Annotated in this window: 15 protein-coding genes and 1 tRNA gene; 9 read left to right on the top strand and 7 right to left on the bottom strand. The window is 65.0% G+C overall.

Annotated features, from left to right (window positions below; genetic code table 11):
- Positions 1 to 93: 93 nt before the first annotated feature.
- Both ACSVIK_RS11995 and ACSVIK_RS11990 read left to right on the top strand, forming a co-directional pair.
- Complete coding sequence (locus ACSVIK_RS11995) at positions 94 to 258, top strand: hypothetical protein (RefSeq protein WP_442444541.1); 165 nt, start codon at positions 94 to 96, stop codon at positions 256 to 258.
- A 3-nt stretch (positions 259 to 261) separates the two neighbouring features.
- Positions 262 to 432: a YhfG family protein gene (locus tag ACSVIK_RS11990; RefSeq protein WP_442444540.1), complete on the top strand. Its 171-nt coding sequence runs from the start codon at positions 262 to 264 to the stop codon at positions 430 to 432.
- A gap of 120 nt (positions 433 to 552) precedes the next feature.
- Here the strand turns inward: ACSVIK_RS11990 and ACSVIK_RS11985 are convergent.
- Positions 553 to 628: transfer RNA gene (locus tag ACSVIK_RS11985), tRNA-Thr, on the bottom strand.
- 55 nt (positions 629 to 683) lie between these two features.
- Positions 684 to 1,526 carry a CvfB family protein gene (locus tag ACSVIK_RS11980; protein WP_442444539.1) on the bottom strand — a complete coding sequence of 281 codons (843 nt, stop codon included), beginning with the start codon at positions 1,524 to 1,526 and terminating at the stop codon, positions 684 to 686.
- A 229-nt stretch (positions 1,527 to 1,755) separates the two neighbouring features.
- On the opposite strand from ACSVIK_RS11980, the gene ACSVIK_RS11975 reads away from it, so the two are divergent.
- Positions 1,756 to 1,947, top strand: coding sequence for a hypothetical protein (locus tag ACSVIK_RS11975; RefSeq protein ID WP_268182859.1), 192 nt, complete (start codon positions 1,756 to 1,758; stop codon positions 1,945 to 1,947).
- A 63-nt stretch (positions 1,948 to 2,010) separates the two neighbouring features.
- On the opposite strand, the gene ACSVIK_RS11970 is transcribed toward ACSVIK_RS11975, so the two are convergent.
- Together ACSVIK_RS11970 and ACSVIK_RS11965 are read right to left on the bottom strand one after the other, a co-directional pair.
- The gene (locus tag ACSVIK_RS11970) at positions 2,011 to 3,105 is read right to left on the bottom strand and encodes a PQQ-dependent sugar dehydrogenase (RefSeq protein ID WP_442444546.1); all 1,095 of its coding nucleotides are present in this window, start codon (positions 3,103 to 3,105) and stop codon (positions 2,011 to 2,013) included.
- Between the two features lie 128 nt (positions 3,106 to 3,233).
- A complete protein-coding gene (locus ACSVIK_RS11965) occupies positions 3,234 to 3,914 on the bottom strand; it encodes a substrate-binding periplasmic protein (RefSeq protein WP_442444545.1) in 681 nt (226 codons plus the stop codon).
- 182 nt (positions 3,915 to 4,096) lie between these two features.
- On the opposite strand from ACSVIK_RS11965, the gene ACSVIK_RS11960 reads away from it, so the two are divergent.
- A complete protein-coding gene (locus tag ACSVIK_RS11960) occupies positions 4,097 to 5,074 on the top strand; it encodes a zinc-dependent alcohol dehydrogenase family protein (protein WP_442444538.1) in 978 nt (325 codons plus the stop codon).
- Positions 5,075 to 5,253: 179 nt separating this feature from the next.
- On the opposite strand, the gene ACSVIK_RS11955 is transcribed toward ACSVIK_RS11960, so the two are convergent.
- On the bottom strand, positions 5,254 to 6,582 hold the full coding sequence (locus ACSVIK_RS11955; RefSeq protein WP_442444537.1) for a spinster family MFS transporter: 1,329 nt from the start codon (positions 6,580 to 6,582) through the stop codon (positions 5,254 to 5,256).
- A 302-nt stretch (positions 6,583 to 6,884) separates the two neighbouring features.
- Here ACSVIK_RS11955 and ACSVIK_RS11950 point away from each other — a divergent pair, with 302 nt between their 5' ends.
- Positions 6,885 to 9,071, top strand: a complete 2,187-nt coding sequence (locus tag ACSVIK_RS11950; protein ID WP_442444536.1) for a putative bifunctional diguanylate cyclase/phosphodiesterase — start codon at positions 6,885 to 6,887, stop codon at positions 9,069 to 9,071.
- A gap of 95 nt (positions 9,072 to 9,166) precedes the next feature.
- Here ACSVIK_RS11950 and ACSVIK_RS11945 read toward each other — a convergent pair whose 3' ends face one another.
- Together ACSVIK_RS11945 and ACSVIK_RS11940 are read right to left on the bottom strand one after the other, a co-directional pair.
- Positions 9,167 to 9,955, bottom strand: coding sequence for a hydroxypyruvate isomerase family protein (locus tag ACSVIK_RS11945; RefSeq protein WP_442444535.1), 789 nt, complete (start codon positions 9,953 to 9,955; stop codon positions 9,167 to 9,169).
- Positions 9,952 to 10,842: an NAD(P)-dependent oxidoreductase gene (locus tag ACSVIK_RS11940; RefSeq protein ID WP_442444534.1), complete on the bottom strand. Its 891-nt coding sequence runs from the start codon at positions 10,840 to 10,842 to the stop codon at positions 9,952 to 9,954. Before ACSVIK_RS11940 ends, ACSVIK_RS11945 begins: the two co-directional genes overlap by 4 nt.
- A gap of 123 nt (positions 10,843 to 10,965) precedes the next feature.
- Here ACSVIK_RS11940 and ACSVIK_RS11935 point away from each other — a divergent pair, with 123 nt between their 5' ends.
- The 4 genes from ACSVIK_RS11935 to phnE are packed head-to-tail and all read left to right on the top strand — an operon-like array spanning position 10,966 to position 14,199.
- The gene (locus ACSVIK_RS11935; RefSeq protein ID WP_442444533.1) at positions 10,966 to 11,817 is read left to right on the top strand and encodes a putative selenate ABC transporter substrate-binding protein; all 852 of its coding nucleotides are present in this window, start codon (positions 10,966 to 10,968) and stop codon (positions 11,815 to 11,817) included.
- Positions 11,814 to 12,614, top strand: a complete 801-nt coding sequence (locus ACSVIK_RS11930) for a phosphonate ABC transporter ATP-binding protein (RefSeq protein WP_442444532.1) — start codon at positions 11,814 to 11,816, stop codon at positions 12,612 to 12,614. The genes ACSVIK_RS11935 and ACSVIK_RS11930 overlap by 4 nt, the downstream gene beginning before the upstream one ends.
- Positions 12,608 to 13,438: a PhnE/PtxC family ABC transporter permease gene (locus ACSVIK_RS11925; protein ID WP_442444531.1), complete on the top strand. Its 831-nt coding sequence runs from the start codon at positions 12,608 to 12,610 to the stop codon at positions 13,436 to 13,438. The genes ACSVIK_RS11930 and ACSVIK_RS11925 overlap by 7 nt, the downstream gene beginning before the upstream one ends.
- On the top strand, positions 13,435 to 14,199 hold the full coding sequence (gene phnE, locus ACSVIK_RS11920; RefSeq protein WP_442444530.1) for a phosphonate ABC transporter, permease protein PhnE: 765 nt from the start codon (positions 13,435 to 13,437) through the stop codon (positions 14,197 to 14,199). Before ACSVIK_RS11925 ends, phnE begins: the two co-directional genes overlap by 4 nt.
- Positions 14,200 to 14,248 lie beyond the last annotated feature (49 nt).

The raw sequence follows: 14,248 nt of genomic DNA, 5'->3' as shown, positions 1-14,248 counted from the left end.
CAAGATGGAGCTATTGCTACGTGACGAGGTTCACCGGCAAGCTCGGGCGCTGGAGTAGATTTGTGGGGATTCCTCAGCATCCGGGCCGATTAAGTGGCAGAGTGGATAGAAGACGGTACTCTGCCCAGCGCGTCCTTTGCCGACTTCCGCGTGATCGACCTCCGCAAGCTGCATGCCGCTCTACTGAGCGAAAAAGACGTGCAAAATGCTGAGATCCGCATTCGCTATAATCACCATCCTGTCGCGCTCAAGGCTTGAGCCATGCCCAATCTGACCCTGGAAGCCAAGAAGGCTTACTACGCCAAGATTCGCCAGTCGAATTATGCCGCCAGCCTGCGCCTGGAAGGCTTCACTACCACACCAGAAGATGCCAAGCGCAAACTCCCAACGCGCGAAGAAGCCCTGAGCGCTTTACGCGCCCGACAGTCTTGATGATCTATAAATATGGCTTCGATCAGGATGGTATCTGTCGCACCGGCCAGCCAAATCGCCTAGCAGGGACAACCGCCAAAAAAGACAAAGGGCTAGCCGAAGCTAACCCTTTGATTTTTATGGTGCCGGAAACAGGAGTCGAACCTGCGACCTTCGCATTACGAATGCGCTGCTCTACCAACTGAGCTACACCGGCGAGAAGACCGGCGCATTATGCGAGTTGCCGCGGTTGGACTCAAGCCGTGGCAGCATCAACCTTCGAGCAGTTCGATGCGGTCATCGTGGATACGGATTCGCCCTTCCTTGTACAGGCCACCGATAGCCTTCTTGAAGTTGCCCTTGCTCACACGAAACTCTGCGGTGATGGCTTCCGGTGGGCTCTTGTCGCTCAGCGCCAGCACGCCGCCCTGCTCGCGCAGGCGTTCGAGTATCTGCTCGGCCAGGCCGGTGGCGGCTTCGCGGCCGATGGGTTGCAGGCTGAGGCTGATCTTGCCGTCGGCACGCAGCTCCTTGATATAGCCCTTCTCGCGCATGCCGCTGCGCACGAACTTGAACAGTTCGTTCTTGTGGATCAGGCCCCAGTGCTTGCCGTTGATGATGGCTTTGAAGCCCAGGTCGGTGCGCTCGACGATGAGCAGGTCGACCTCCTGCCCCACCTGGTACTGGGCCGGCGTCTGGTCGAGGTAGCGATCCAGGCGTGCGGTGGCGGTCAGGCGGCGGGTGCGTTTGTCCAGGTAGAGGTAGACCACGCAGTAGTCGCCGAGCTGCAGCGGGCGCTTCTCTTCGGAGTGCGGCAGCAGCAGATCCTTGGCCAGGCCCCAGTCGAGGAACAGGCCGATGCGGTTGATATCGACCACCTTGAGGCTGGCGAACTCGCCAAGCTGGATCTTGGGCTTCTGCGTGGTGGCGATCAGCTTGTCTTCGCTGTCGAGGTAGAGGAACACGTTGAGCCAGTCGTCGACTTCGCTCGGCGTGTCCTTGGGGACGTAGCGCTTGGGCAGGAGGATTTCGCCGTCGGCCCCACCATCGAGGTACAGCCCGAAGTCGGTGTGCTTGACCACCTGTAAAGAATTCATCCGCCCGATCAAGGCCATCGCGTTTTCACCTCGCTGAAACAGCCGGGCATTCTACCCCAGTTCGGCCGCAACCGGGCCGTATCCGCGCTTATTCGACAGCCGGTCACGGGCATGCAAGCCGCTGAGTGGCAAGCGCTTTTCGGCTCGGGCAAGAGTTGTGGCGCACAGCCCAGGGGCAATCAGTCAAGCAGGGAGGCGCCCTTTGAGGCATAATCACCGACCGCCCACTGAAAGATAGAGAAAGCTCATGGCTACCCTGCGCGTCAAATCCTCTAACAGTAAATCCAGCAAACCTGAAGCGGCTGTGGCCACTCGCGAGTCGCTGGAGGCACAGATTGCCGCCTTCCTCAACGGCGGCGGCGAGATTCAGCAGATTGCCAAGGGCGTGAGCGGCCAGCAGTACGGCGGCACTCGGCAAATCACCATCAGCCGCAAGTAAGCCGCCCTGCGGGGCCGTTGCAACGCCAGCAACCCCTGCCCCGCCCCGCTCCTTGTTGACCGACTACAGCCCCAGGCGCAGCAACTGCCCGTTCGGGGCGTCGGTCAGCAGGTAGAGATAGCCATCCGGCCCTTGCCGCACATCGCGGATTCGCGCATCGAGCGACTGCAACAGACGCTCCTCGTGCACCACTTCATCCCCTTGCAGTTGCAGGCGAATCAACGCCTGGCCCGCCAACGCGCCGATGAACAGGTTGTGCTGCCAGGCGGGGAACCGCTCCGCATCGTAGAAGGCCATGCCGCTGATCGCCGGGGACTTTTCCCAGACATGGTGCGGCGCCTCGGTGCCTTCCACCACCTCCCCCTTCGCTTCAGGAATCGGCAGCATCGAATAGTTGATGCCATGGGTGGCCAGCGGCCAGCCGTAGTTCTTGCCGGCCTCGGGGATGTTGATTTCATCGCCACCGCGCGGGCCGTGCTCGTGAGTCCATAGCCGTCCCGTCCAGGGATTGAGCGCTGCCCCCTGTTGGTTGCGATGGCCGTATGACCAGATCTCTGCACGCGCGCCGGTCTGGCCGACGAAGGGGTTGTCCTGCGGAATGCTTCCGTCCGGGTAGATGCGCACCAGCTTGCCCTGCAACTTGTCGAGTGCCTGCGCGGTGGGCCGATTGTTGTTCTCACCAAGGGCGATGAACAGGTGGCCGTCACGGTCGAACACCAGGCGCGAGCCGAAGTGCACACCGTTGGACAGCTTGGGCTGCTGACGGAAGATCACCTCGAAGCCCTCCAGCGCCGTGGCATCAGCCGACAGACGTCCGCGCCCGACCGTGGTGCCGGCCGCGCCGTCACCGGCTTCGGCGTAGGACAGGTAGACCAGGCGATCCGTGGCGAAGTCCGGCGACAGCACCACGTCCAGCAAACCGCCCTGCCCTGATGCATAGACCTCGGGCACGCCGGCCAGCGGTGCGGAAATCCTCCCCTCCAGGCTGATGCGGCGCAGATTGCCCGGTCGTTCACTGACCAGAAAGCCCTGCCCATCCGGAAGAAAGGCGACCGCCCAGGGGTTGGCCAGCCCATCGGCCACGGTATGCACCTGCAGGGTGCCGAGTTCACTGGGCAGTTGCCGATCCTCGGCAAGGCCGAGCGGGCTGCCGAGCATGGCGAGCAGCGCGAAGCTGGCGAGGGTCTTGGGGACTGGCATCGAAACCTCCTGCACGCGAGAAGAACGGCTGTCCATAGTGCTACAGCACCGGACACCCGACAGCCATGCAAAGGTTTCCTCAGGTTTCAGTGATCATCATAACGCTGGGTAATGGCCGCATACTCACCGCTCTCCCGCAGCAGGCGCAGCCCCTGGTTGAAGCGCTGGCGCTGGGCATCGAGACGAAAGCCCAGGCGATAAGGCGTGGGCGCGAAGATGTCGTACCAGGTCAGGGGCTGGGTCACATCGACCTGGTCGGCCACCTCGGCGTCGAAATAGCGAATGATACGTCTGTCACCCACCACCACATCGACCCGGCCACTGTAGAGCAGGCGATTGCGGTTGATCTGATTGGCTTCCTCGCGATAGTCGGGATTGCGCTCGGCCATGCGCTGGAACTCTTCGCCCAGCAGCCAGCGCGCGCGTTGGAAGGCGCTGATCGAATGCCCCTCGAGATCGGCGATGCGCTCTATGCGATAGCCGCGCCTGGTCAGCGCCACGGCGGCATTGTGGTAATGGATGTAGACATCCGAATAGTAGGCCTCGACTCCGCTGCGTTCATGGGTAGTGGCGATAGCATCGATCTCGCCGCGGCGTAGCATCAGGTGCAGGCGCTCCATGGGCGCATAGTAGGCATCCATCTCGAAGCCCGCGTGACGCGCTGCCTGGTTCACCAGATCATATTCGAGCCCACGCGGCTCCCCCTCGAACACGTAAGGCGGTTTGTGCGTACCGAAACCGACATGCAGGGTTTCGGCCTGCGCCAACGAGGCCAAGCATAGCAATCCAATCCACCACCACCCGCTACCCATGCAACGCTCCAGTTCTCGACAAGGCAGAGCATAGACGGCTCCGCGCTTATCACCACAATGGATGCCAGAGGATTCACTCCGCTTTGCGTCATGCCAGCTAGACTGGCTCGACTGACTTGCACTGCCAGGAGAACACCATGCTCAAAGCCGAATACCAACACCGCGGCCCGGTGCCGCAAGACGTGATCGAAGCCGTTGCCCTGACCCTCCCTGAGCCGGACGCCGGCCAGGTGCGGGTAAAGGTGCTGGCTGCACCGATCAATCCTTCCGACGTGCTCACCCTGACCGGTGCCTACGGCATGCTGCCGCCGCTGCCGGCGATCGGTGGCAACGAGGGCGTGGGCCGCGTCGAAGCCCTCGGCGAAGGCGTCAGCCAGTTCAAGGTCGGCCAGACCGTGCTGCTGCCGGTGGGTTGCGGCACCTGGGTGAGCGCCATGAACGCGCCAGCGGATAAGCTTATCGCCCTGCCAGACAGCGACCCGCTGCAACTGGCCATGCTCACAGTCAACCCACCGACCGCCTCGCTGCTGCTGAGCGAGTTCGTCGACCTCAAGCCCGGTGACTGGGTGATCCAGAACGCGGCCAACTCCGGCGTCGGCAGCTACCTGATCCAACTGGCCAAGCTGCGTGGCTTCAAGACCCTCAACGTGGTGCGTCGGGAATCGGCGATTGCCGGCGTCGAGGCCGAAGGCGGCGATGTGGTGCTGGTCGACGGCCCCGACCTGGCCAAGCGCGTTCGCGCGATAACCGGCGAAGCCGAAGTGCGCCTGGGGATAGACGCGGTCGGCGGCGCCAGCACCGACCACCTGGCGGCGGCGCTGAGCAACGGTGGCGTGCTGGTCAACTACGGCATGATGAGCGGCCAGCCCTGCCAGGTATCGCCGGCCTCCTTCGTGTTTCGTGACGTGACCCTGCGCGGCTTCTGGCTGGCCAAATGGTTCCAGCAGGCCAGCCAGGCGCAGCAGATGAAGGTGTTCGGCGAACTGGTGCAACTGATCGCCAGTGGCAAGCTGAAGACCCGCATCGCCGCCACCTACGACCTGGAGCACATCAAGGACGCCGTAGCAGCCGCCGCCAGCGGCGAGCGCGACGGCAAGATCCTGCTGGTGCCCTGAACCGGCAGTAGACAGCGGCCGGGCGTACCGCAACACCGGCCGCGTAAGGCAGATTCAGGAGCGTAGGGCGGACTCAGGAGCCTAGGCGAACAGTCCGCCAGGCCATGCCAAACCTGGCACCGCAACGCTCCGCTAAAACGCCCACCGCGTACTGCTTCGCGAACGCCCCCTTCCCCGCCTCAAACCGGCCCGGCCTGCTCCATGCCCTCGCGCATGCGCTGGGCATCGTGCTGGAAGCTGCGGGCGGCCTGGAGCAAGGCCAGCAGGGTCAGAAACAGGGCCACCGGGATCAGCAGCATCGCATCATGCAGGCCAGCGGCCTTGAAGGCTTCGCTCATCTCGCTGGCGCCCGCTGCCTGCATCGCCGTTCTGGCGTAATGATCCGACAGCCCGCCCACCACCAGTGGGCCGAGGCCACCGCCGAGCAGGTACAAACCGGCGAAGAACAATGCCATCGCCGTGGCCCGCAGGCGCGGCTCGACCACGTCCTGAATCGCGGTGTAGACGCAGGTATAGAAGTTGTAGGAGAACAGCCAGCCCAGGCTGAATACGCCGACGAACACCCCGACCTCGATACGCCCCGCACTCAGTGCCCAGCCGGTGCAGAGGGTACCGATAAGCATGCTCAGCGCCGCGAACAACAGGCGCCCGTTGGCCCAGCGCTGGTGCACCTTGTCCGCGACCCAACCGCCCAGGGTCAGGCCGACCAGCCCGGTCAGGCCGACGATCACCCCCGTGGCCATCGCCGCCTGCTGCAGGCCCATGCCGAAATAGCGCTGCAGCATCGGTACCATGAAGGCGTTGCAGGCGTAGGTGGCGAAATTGAAGGCCAGCCCGGCCAGCACCAGCCACCAGAAGGTGCGGATTGCCAGCACCTTGCGCAACGGATTGGCCACCGGCTCCTGGCTCATCGGCGTGCTCTCCGCCGCGCCGCGCTGCGGCTCGCGGATGAAGAACAGGAACAGCGCCAGGATCAGCCCCGGAACCGCCGCGATGAGAAAGGGCGCCCGCCAACTACCGAAGGCCTGCACCATGGCGCCGATGCTGAAGAAGGCCAGCAGCAGCCCCAGAGGCAAGCCGAGCATGAAGATGCCCATGGCGCGCGCTCGCTTGTGCGCCGGGAACAGATCACCGATCAACGAGTTGGCTGCCGGCGCATAACTGGCCTCGCCGATGCCGATGCCCATACGAATCAGCAAGAAGCTCCAGAAGTTCCAGGCCATGCCATTGAGCGCCGTCAGCCCGCTCCAGGCGGCCAGCCCCCAGCCCATGATCTTGCGCCGCGAGCCGGTATCGGCCATCCGTCCCAGCGGCACGCCGGCGATGGCATAGACGATGGTGAACGCGGTACCGATCAGCCCGAGCTGCAGATCGCTCAGGCTCCACTCCAGGCGTATAGGCTCGATGATGATGGCCGGGATGGTGCGGTCGAAGAAGTTGAACAGGTTGGCGAGAAAGAGCAGGAACAGAATGCGCCAGGCATTCGGGGCTTGCTGATCAGGTTGCATGGCTTGCCATCTCCTTGTGTCAGTGCCAGGCCTGTGTGGCGCCGCCCCCCTGGCAGCACCGGCCAACCACCGGAGCCGGCAATCTAGGCAGTTTTCCTCACGCTGTCTGCGAACATTCGCTTGATTTATGTCATGCAATGTTGCGGCGGCAAAAACTGCTCAGATATTGAGCAAAGCATGGATTTGCATGCTAAACCCAATGAATAGCGCTATGACCTATAACCCAGGTGCGGCTACCGCATTGCCCCGCCAGCGTCAGAAAACGCTGACATCGCAGGGGGTTCTACAAGGCAAGGGTGACTATGGAAGGGTTGTCTATTCGTTTTCTTGGAGATTTACCTGCCACCGGCCAGTTGCTGCTCGAATGCCGTCATGATCCCTGGCTGGTGCTGCTGTCCTACGTGATCGCCACGATCGGCAGCCTGTGTACGCTGAACATCACCAAGCAACTCGACTACATGCAGCGCCGGAGCATGCGCGTGACCTGGGTGCTGGTCGGCGCCCTGTGCCTGGCCGGCGGCATCTGGAGCATGCATTTCATCGGCATGTTGGCGTTCCAGGCGCCAGTGGCCATCCGCTACGACCTGCCCACCACCCTGTTCTCCCTGCTGGTCGCCCTGGCCGCGGCATTACTGGCGCTGAGCTGCATGGCCCAGGCCCGCCCGGGCCTGCACCGGCAAATCCTGGCGGCCTGCATCATCGGCAGCGGTATCGCCGCCATGCACTACAGCGGCATGGCCGCCATCCGCTCACCCGCGGAGGCCTACTACCACGGCGGCCTGTTCGCCCTGTCCATCGCCATCGCCATCGCCATTGCCGCCAGCTTCGCCGCCTTGCTGCTCACCGAGTATTTTCGCTCCAGCATGCAGCGCCACCAGCGTTGGTTGAAATACTCGGCAGCACTGGTCATGGGCGCGGCCATCACCTCCATGCACTACACCGGCATGGCCAGCATGCATCTGGTGGTGCCGGACGGCACGCCCCTGCTGATGCGCCGTGCCGACAACAGCCTGCAACTGGTACTGAGCGTCGCCTCGATCACCTTGCTGATTCTCAGCTTGAGCCTGATCGCCACCTGGATCGGGCGCAAGCTCGACGACAAGGAGCGCGACCTGCAGCGCGTCAATGCCCTGCTGGCGCAACTGGACAATGCCCGCGCCACGCTGGAACAGGTGGCCCACTTCGACCCACTGACCGAACTGCTCAACCGCCGCGGCTTCAACCGGGTGTTCGCCGCCGCCCTGGAAGAACACGCGGTGACCGGACGAAATCTGGCAGTGATGTTCCTCGACATCGATCACTTCAAGCGCATCAACGACACCCTTGGCCATGACTCCGGCGACGAACTCCTGCGTGTGGTCGCCCTGCGCATTCGTGGCGCGCTGCGCGAGCGCGACATCATCGCCCGCTTCGGCGGCGACGAGTTCTGCGTGGTGGCCAGCCTCGACAGCGACATCGCACCACGGCTGCTCGCCACGCGCCTGCTGGAACAGATGCAAGAGCCGATCTTTCTCAGCGGCCGCAAGCTGGTGATGACCACCAGCATCGGTATCAGCCTGTACCCCCAGGACGGCAACAACCCCGACGAACTGCTCAAGCATGCCGATCTGGCGCTCTACCAGTCCAAGGGCAGTGGGCGCAATGCGATGCACTTCTTCAACCCACACCTGCGGCAGAAGGCCTCCTTCGAGCTGCAACTGGAGGAAGACCTGCGGAACTGCCTGCAACAGGGCAACGAGCTGCTGCTCTATTACCAACCGATCGTCGACCTCAATAGCGGCGAACTGACCAAGCTCGAAGCCCTGGTGCGCTGGAAGCATCCTCAGCATGGCCTGCTGACACCGGATCGCTTCATCTCCATCGCCGAAGCCAACGGCTTCATCGCCCAGCTCGACGACTGGGTGATGCAGCAGGCCTGCCATGACCTGCACTACCTCAACCAGATGGGCTACCCGCAGTTGAAAGTCGCGGTGAACTGCTCGGCGCTGAACCTGGCCAACGACCATCTCCCGGATCGCATCGAGCAGATACTTCACGACACCCACTGTTCAGGCCAACGGCTGGAAATGGAGGTGACCGAAAGCGCCCTGCTGAGCAACATCAACCGGGCCATCAATCTGCTGGAAAGGATTCGCGGGCTGGGCGTCAGCCTGTCCATCGACGACTTCGGCACCGGCTACTCCTCGCTGGCCTACCTGCGCCGACTACCACTGGACACGCTGAAGATCGATCGCTGCTTCATTCAGGACGTCGTCAACTCGAACCAGGATCGCGAAATCGTCCACGCCATCATCGCCATGGCCCATGCTCTGCACCTCAAGGTGGTGGCCGAAGGCGTGGAAACCACCGAGCAACTGGCCTTCCTCAGGGAGCGCGGCTGTGATCAGGTGCAGGGCTACCTGTTCAGCAAACCGATGCCACTGGCCGAGATCGTCGCCCAATTCCCACCACACGTGCTACCACTGGAACGGCTCGGAGCCAGGTTCTAGCGCACTGCCTCAGCCTCGTAGCCCGGATGCAATCCGGGGTTGGCAGGCACAGGCGTCCCGGATTGCATCCGGGCTACAGACGCGCATACACGCCTCTAAGTCTCTTGCTGCTGCCACTGCGCCAACCAGCCCAGGCTGGCCTGGGTGCCTGCCTCTCCTGGTTTGTACTCGGCGCCCAGCCAGGCGTCGTAACCGCTGTCACGCAGAGCGCCCAACAACGGCGCGAAGGCCAGCTCGCCGGTGCCTGGCGCGCCGCGCCCCGGTACGTCGGCGAACTGCACATGGCCGATACGCCCGGCCAGCAGGCGCAGGCCGGCCGCCACGTCCAACCCCTGGCGCGCCATGTGGTAGAGGTCGTACTGCGCTGCCAGATTGGGGTGATCCACTCGCCGCAGCAGCTCGTCCAGATGCTCCGGCGTGTTGATCAGAAAACCTGGCATATCGAGAGGATTGATCGCCTCCACCAGCACGCGGATGCCCAGCACGGCGAAGGCCTCGGCGCTCTTGCGCAGGTTGGCGGCCAGGCAATCCAGCGCCTGCTCGCGACTCACACCCTCGGCCAGGCGCCCTGGCAGCACGTTGACGCAGGCCGGGCGCACCATGGCCGCATAGCTCAGCGCCTCCTGCAACGCAGCGTCGAACTCGACCTGGCGCGCCGGCACGCTGGCCAGGCCCGGCCCGCCGCTCATCAGGTCGCCCGCCGGCACATTGATCAACACCAGGGGCAGGCCACTGAGCTCCAGCACCTCCTTCAAGGCGATGGCCGGCAGCTCGTAGGGGAACTGGATTTCCACCCCCGCAAACCCGGCACGCATCGCCGCCAGCACACGTTCGCGCAGCGGCAGCTCGGTGAACAGCATGGACAGGTTGGCAGCGATCTTCATGGGCATTGCTCCCGCAGCAGTTCCACCAGCGTGGCCGGGTCGCACTCGAGAAAGCCCTGACTGCCGTGCAGGCGCATCAGTTGCGCGGCCAGGCCACTCATGGGCGTGGCGCCGCCCTGCTCGCGGGCCAGCTTCACCGCCGTATCGAGATCCTTGAGCAGCGTGCGCACATGCCACTTGACCGGCTCGAACTGACTGGCAGCCATCTGCGGCGCCAGAATCTGCAGGGGTTTGGAATCGGCGAAGCCACCGGCCAATGCCGGAGCGATCAGGCTGGCATCGACGCCAGCGCGCTCGGCCAGTGCCACCACTTCTGCGATCACCAGCGCATTGCAGGCGACGATCATCTGGTTGCACACCTTGGTCACCTGCCCGGCGCCCACTTCACCCATGCGCGTCAGGCGCTGGCCCAGGTGCGCCAGTATCGGTCGCACGCGCTCTACATCTTCTTCACGTCCACCGGCCATGATCGCCAGGGTGCCGGCCTCGGCGCCCGGCGTGCCGCCAGACACCGGCGCATCCACCCAGCGCATGCCGGTGCGCGCCTCCAGCTCGGCGGCCATTTCCCGGGTGGCTGCCGGCTCCAGGCTGGAGAAATCCACCAGCAACTGCCCAGGCCGCGCGCCCTCGACGATTCCGCCCGGGCCAAACACCACCTCGCGCACCACCTCGGTATTGGCCAGGCAGAGCATCACCACTCTGGCGTCACGGCACAGCTCGGCAGGGTTTCCCACCCGCTGTGCGCCCTGCGCCAGCAGCGGCGCGCACTTGTCCGGCGTGCGGTTCCAGACGGTCAGCGGGTAGCCGGCGGCGAACAGACGGCGGGTCATGGGCAGGCCCATCAGGCCGATCCCGGCGAAGGCCAGGGCGGGCAGCGTAGCGGTCATCGAACGGCTCCAGGCAGTTGGCATCGAGGCGACATCTTAACCCTACGATCTACGTGCTGCAGCGCGGGCGCTGGGCCACTATACTCCGCACGCCTTCCCCGCCATTGAACCGGAGAATCCGACATGTTCAAGAAAACCCTGGCGCTCGCCGCCGGTATCGCCCTGTCCGTATCCGCCGTATTCGCGCAAGCCGCCGACGTTCTCAAGGTCTCGGCCATTCCCGACGAAGCCCCCACCGAGCTGCTGCGCAAGTTCAAACCGCTGGGCGCCTATCTGGAACAGGAGCTGGGCATGAAGGTGCAGTTCGTGCCGGTGGCCGACTACGCCGCGGTGGTCGAGGCGCTGGCCGCCGACCGTATCGACATGGCCTGGCTGGGCGGCTTCACCTTCGTCCAGGCGCGCCTGAAGACCGGCAACGCCGTGCCGCTGGTGCAACGCGAGCAGGACGCCGAGTTCACCAGCAAGTTCATCACCTCCGATCCGGCGGTGAAATCCCTGCAGGATCTCAAGGGCAAGACCTTCGCCTTCGGCTCGGTGTCTTCCACCTCCGGCAGCCTGATGCCGCGCTACTTCATGCTGCAGGACGGCATCAAGCCCGAGGAGTTCTTCAGCCGCGTGGCCTACTCCGGTGCTCATGACGCCACCGCTGCCTGGGTGCAGGCCGGCAAGGCCGATGCCGGCGTGCTCAACGCCTCGGTGTGGCAGAAGCTGGTGGACGCCGGCAAAGTCGATACCAACAAGGTCAAGGTCTTCGCCACCACCCCCACCTACTACGACTACAACTGGACGGTGCGCGGCAACCTCGACCCGGCCCTGCAAGCGAAGATCAAGGCGGCCTTCCTCGCCCTCGACCCTGCCAAGCCGGAGCAGAAGGCGATTCTCGACCTGCAGGCCGCCAGCCGCTTCATCGAGACCAAGCCTGAAAACTACGCTGGCATCGAAGAAGCCGCTCGCGCCGCCGGCCTGTTGAAGTGAGCATTGCCCTGCGTGGCGTGGGCCTGGCCCACGCCAACGGCAAGGTCGCGCTGGACAACATCGATCTGCAGGTAAGACCCGGCGAACGGGTGGCCATCATCGGCCCCTCTGGCGCCGGCAAGACCACCCTGCTGCGCCTGCTGGCCACCAGCCTGCAACCCACGAGTGGCGAGATCGACCTGCTGCAGCTCAACCCCTGGCGCCTGGCTCCCGGCCAGCGCCAGCGCCTGCGTGCACGCATCGGCCTGATCCATCAGGCGCCGCCGCTGCCGCCACGCCAGCGCGTGGTCACCGCCGTGCTGGCCGGCAAGCTCGGCCAGTGGTCGCTGCTCAAGGGCTTGCTCAACCTACTTCATCCACTGGATGCCGCAGGCGCTCAGGCAGCCTTGGCACGGCTGGACATCAGTGAGCAGCTCTACCAGCGTTGCGACCAGCTCTCCGGCGGCCAGTTGCAGCGCGTCGGCATCGCCCGCGTGCTGTACCAGGCACCGGAGCTGATCCTCGCCGACGAGCCCGTCTCGGCCATGGATCCCGTGCTGGCCGGTCATACCCTGGCCGTGCTCAACCGCGAAGCCGCCGAGCGCGGCATGACCCTGCTGGCCAGCCTGCATGCGGTCGACCTGGCCCTGGCGCATTTTCCCCGGGTAATCGGCATTCGCGACGGGCGTATCGCCTTCGACCTGCCAGCCAGTTACGTGCAGCCCGCCCAGTTGGATGCGTTGTACGCCAACGAGCAGTTGCAGACCGCGCCCAGCACTGCCATGCCGCCACAGCCGGTACATATCCCGCGATGCTGAGCGCCGCCGCCCCACGCGACCCCGCCGCCCTGCCACGCCTGCTGATCACGGTGCTGGCCCTGCTGCTGTTGTGGCCGGGCCTGCGCCTGAGCGAGCTGGATCTGGCGGTGCTGGTGGACGGTGACAACACCCGCGCCATGGGCAACTTCCTCGCCGGCTTCTGGCCGCCCGCGCACGATGGCGAGTTCCTCGCCCTGCTTGGCCGCGCCACCCTGGAAACCCTGGCCATCGCCACCGCCGGCATGAGCCTGGCGCTGCTCATCGCCATACCCAGCGCACTGCTGGCCAGCCGTGCGTTGTCGCTGTCCGCCGTGCACCGGGGCGGTCGCCCGGCCTGGTGGGCGAACCTGGCGCGCTGGCCGGTGCGCGGCCTGCTGATCTTCCTGCGCAGCGTGCCGGAAATCGTCTGGGCGCTGCTGTTCGTCCGCGCCGTCGGCCTCGGCCCCACCGCCGGGGTGCTGGCCATCGCCATCACCTACGCCGGCATGCTCGGCAAGGTCTATGCGGAAATCTTCGAGTCGGTGGATGCCCGCCCCGCCCGCGCATTGCTCGGTGCCGGCAGCAGCCGCCTGGCCGCCTTCGCCTACGGCGTGCTGCCCAATGCCGCCGGGGAAATGCTCTCCTACACCGTGTACCGCTGGGAGTGCGCCATCCGCGCCTCGGTGGTGATGGGCTTCGTCGGTGCCGGCGGCCTGGGCCAGCAGATCGACCTGTCGCTGCGCATGTTCGCCGGTGGCGAAGTGGCCAGCATGCTACTCACCTTCCTGCTGCTGGTGCTGCTGGCCGACCAGTTCAGCCGCCTGCTGCGCGCGAGGCTGACATGAGAGTCGGCAACCTGATCCTGCTTGCCGCCATTCTCGGCGCGGTGATCGCCTCGTTCCTCTACCTGGGCATCGACCTCGGTTCTCTGCTGGCTGGCGACAGCCTGGCACAGATGGGCCAGTACGCCAGCGGCTTTCTGCAGCCGGACTTCTCCGCCACGCACCTGCAGGCCATTGGCCGTGGCGCGCTGGAAACCCTGGCCATGTCCGCCATCGGCACCCTGCTCGCGGCGATCCTCGGTCTGGCCCTGGCGCTGCCAGCCGCCGGACGCTTCGGCGGCCTCGCCCTGCACGCCACGCGCCTGCTGCTCAATGCCCTGCGCGCCATCCCGGAGCTGGTCTGGGCCGCGCTGATGGTGCTGGCCGCCGGCCTCGGCCCCAACGCCGGCACCCTGGCCCTGGCCCTGCACACCGCCGGCGTACTTGGCCGCCTGTTCGCCGAGGCGCTGGAAAACATCCCACACGAGCCGGCCGACGCCATCCGCGAGAGCGGTGGCGGCCGCCTGGTCGCCTTCTGCTACGGCACCCTGCCCGGCGTCTGGCCGCAACTGATCGCCTACAGCCTATACCGCTGGGAAAACAACATCCGCATGGCCAGCGTGCTCGGCTTCGTTGGCGCTGGCGGCCTGGGGCAGATGCTCTACATGAGCCTCAGCCTGTTCCAGGAAGCCCAGGCCGCCACGGTGATCCTGGCCATGCTCCTGCTGGTGCTGGCGGTGGATGGCTTGAGCGGCTGGGCCAGGCAGAGATGGGTGAGTGGGTGAGCCTGAGGCGTTCGCTGGCTGCGCTTTATCGATCGCACAATGAAGTGAT

It is taken from the genome of Pseudomonas sp. NCHU5216 (assembly GCF_052156495.1).
Taxonomy (GTDB): Bacteria; Pseudomonadota; Gammaproteobacteria; order Pseudomonadales; family Pseudomonadaceae; genus Aquipseudomonas.
The sequence above is the reverse complement of the archived record's forward strand: the minus strand, read 5'-3'. Positions and strand labels throughout refer to the sequence as shown.

Bases quoted from the DNA above. Each gene is read 5' to 3' on its own strand.
- ACSVIK_RS11945 (WP_442444535.1), bottom strand. From the start codon at position 9,955: ATGAAGATCGCTGCCAACCTGTCCATGCTGTTCACCGAGCTGCCGCTG.
- ACSVIK_RS11940 (WP_442444534.1), bottom strand. From the start codon at position 10,842: ATGACCGCTACGCTGCCCGCCCTGGCCTTCGCCGGGATCGGCCTGATG.
- ACSVIK_RS11950 (WP_442444536.1), top strand. From the start codon at position 6,885: ATGGAAGGGTTGTCTATTCGTTTTCTTGGAGATTTACCTGCCACCGGC.
- ACSVIK_RS11980 (WP_442444539.1), bottom strand. From the start codon at position 1,526: ATGGCCTTGATCGGGCGGATGAATTCTTTACAGGTGGTCAAGCACACC.
- ACSVIK_RS11960 (WP_442444538.1), top strand. From the start codon at position 4,097: ATGCTCAAAGCCGAATACCAACACCGCGGCCCGGTGCCGCAAGACGTG.
- ACSVIK_RS11975 (WP_268182859.1), top strand. From the start codon at position 1,756: ATGGCTACCCTGCGCGTCAAATCCTCTAACAGTAAATCCAGCAAACCT.
- ACSVIK_RS11955 (WP_442444537.1), bottom strand. From the start codon at position 6,582: ATGCAACCTGATCAGCAAGCCCCGAATGCCTGGCGCATTCTGTTCCTG.
- ACSVIK_RS11925 (WP_442444531.1), top strand. From the start codon at position 12,608: ATGCTGAGCGCCGCCGCCCCACGCGACCCCGCCGCCCTGCCACGCCTG.
- phnE (WP_442444530.1), top strand. From the start codon at position 13,435: ATGAGAGTCGGCAACCTGATCCTGCTTGCCGCCATTCTCGGCGCGGTG.
- ACSVIK_RS11990 (WP_442444540.1), top strand. From the start codon at position 262: ATGCCCAATCTGACCCTGGAAGCCAAGAAGGCTTACTACGCCAAGATT.
- ACSVIK_RS11970 (WP_442444546.1), bottom strand. From the start codon at position 3,105: ATGCTCGGCAGCCCGCTCGGCCTTGCCGAGGATCGGCAACTGCCCAGT.
- ACSVIK_RS11935 (WP_442444533.1), top strand. From the start codon at position 10,966: ATGTTCAAGAAAACCCTGGCGCTCGCCGCCGGTATCGCCCTGTCCGTA.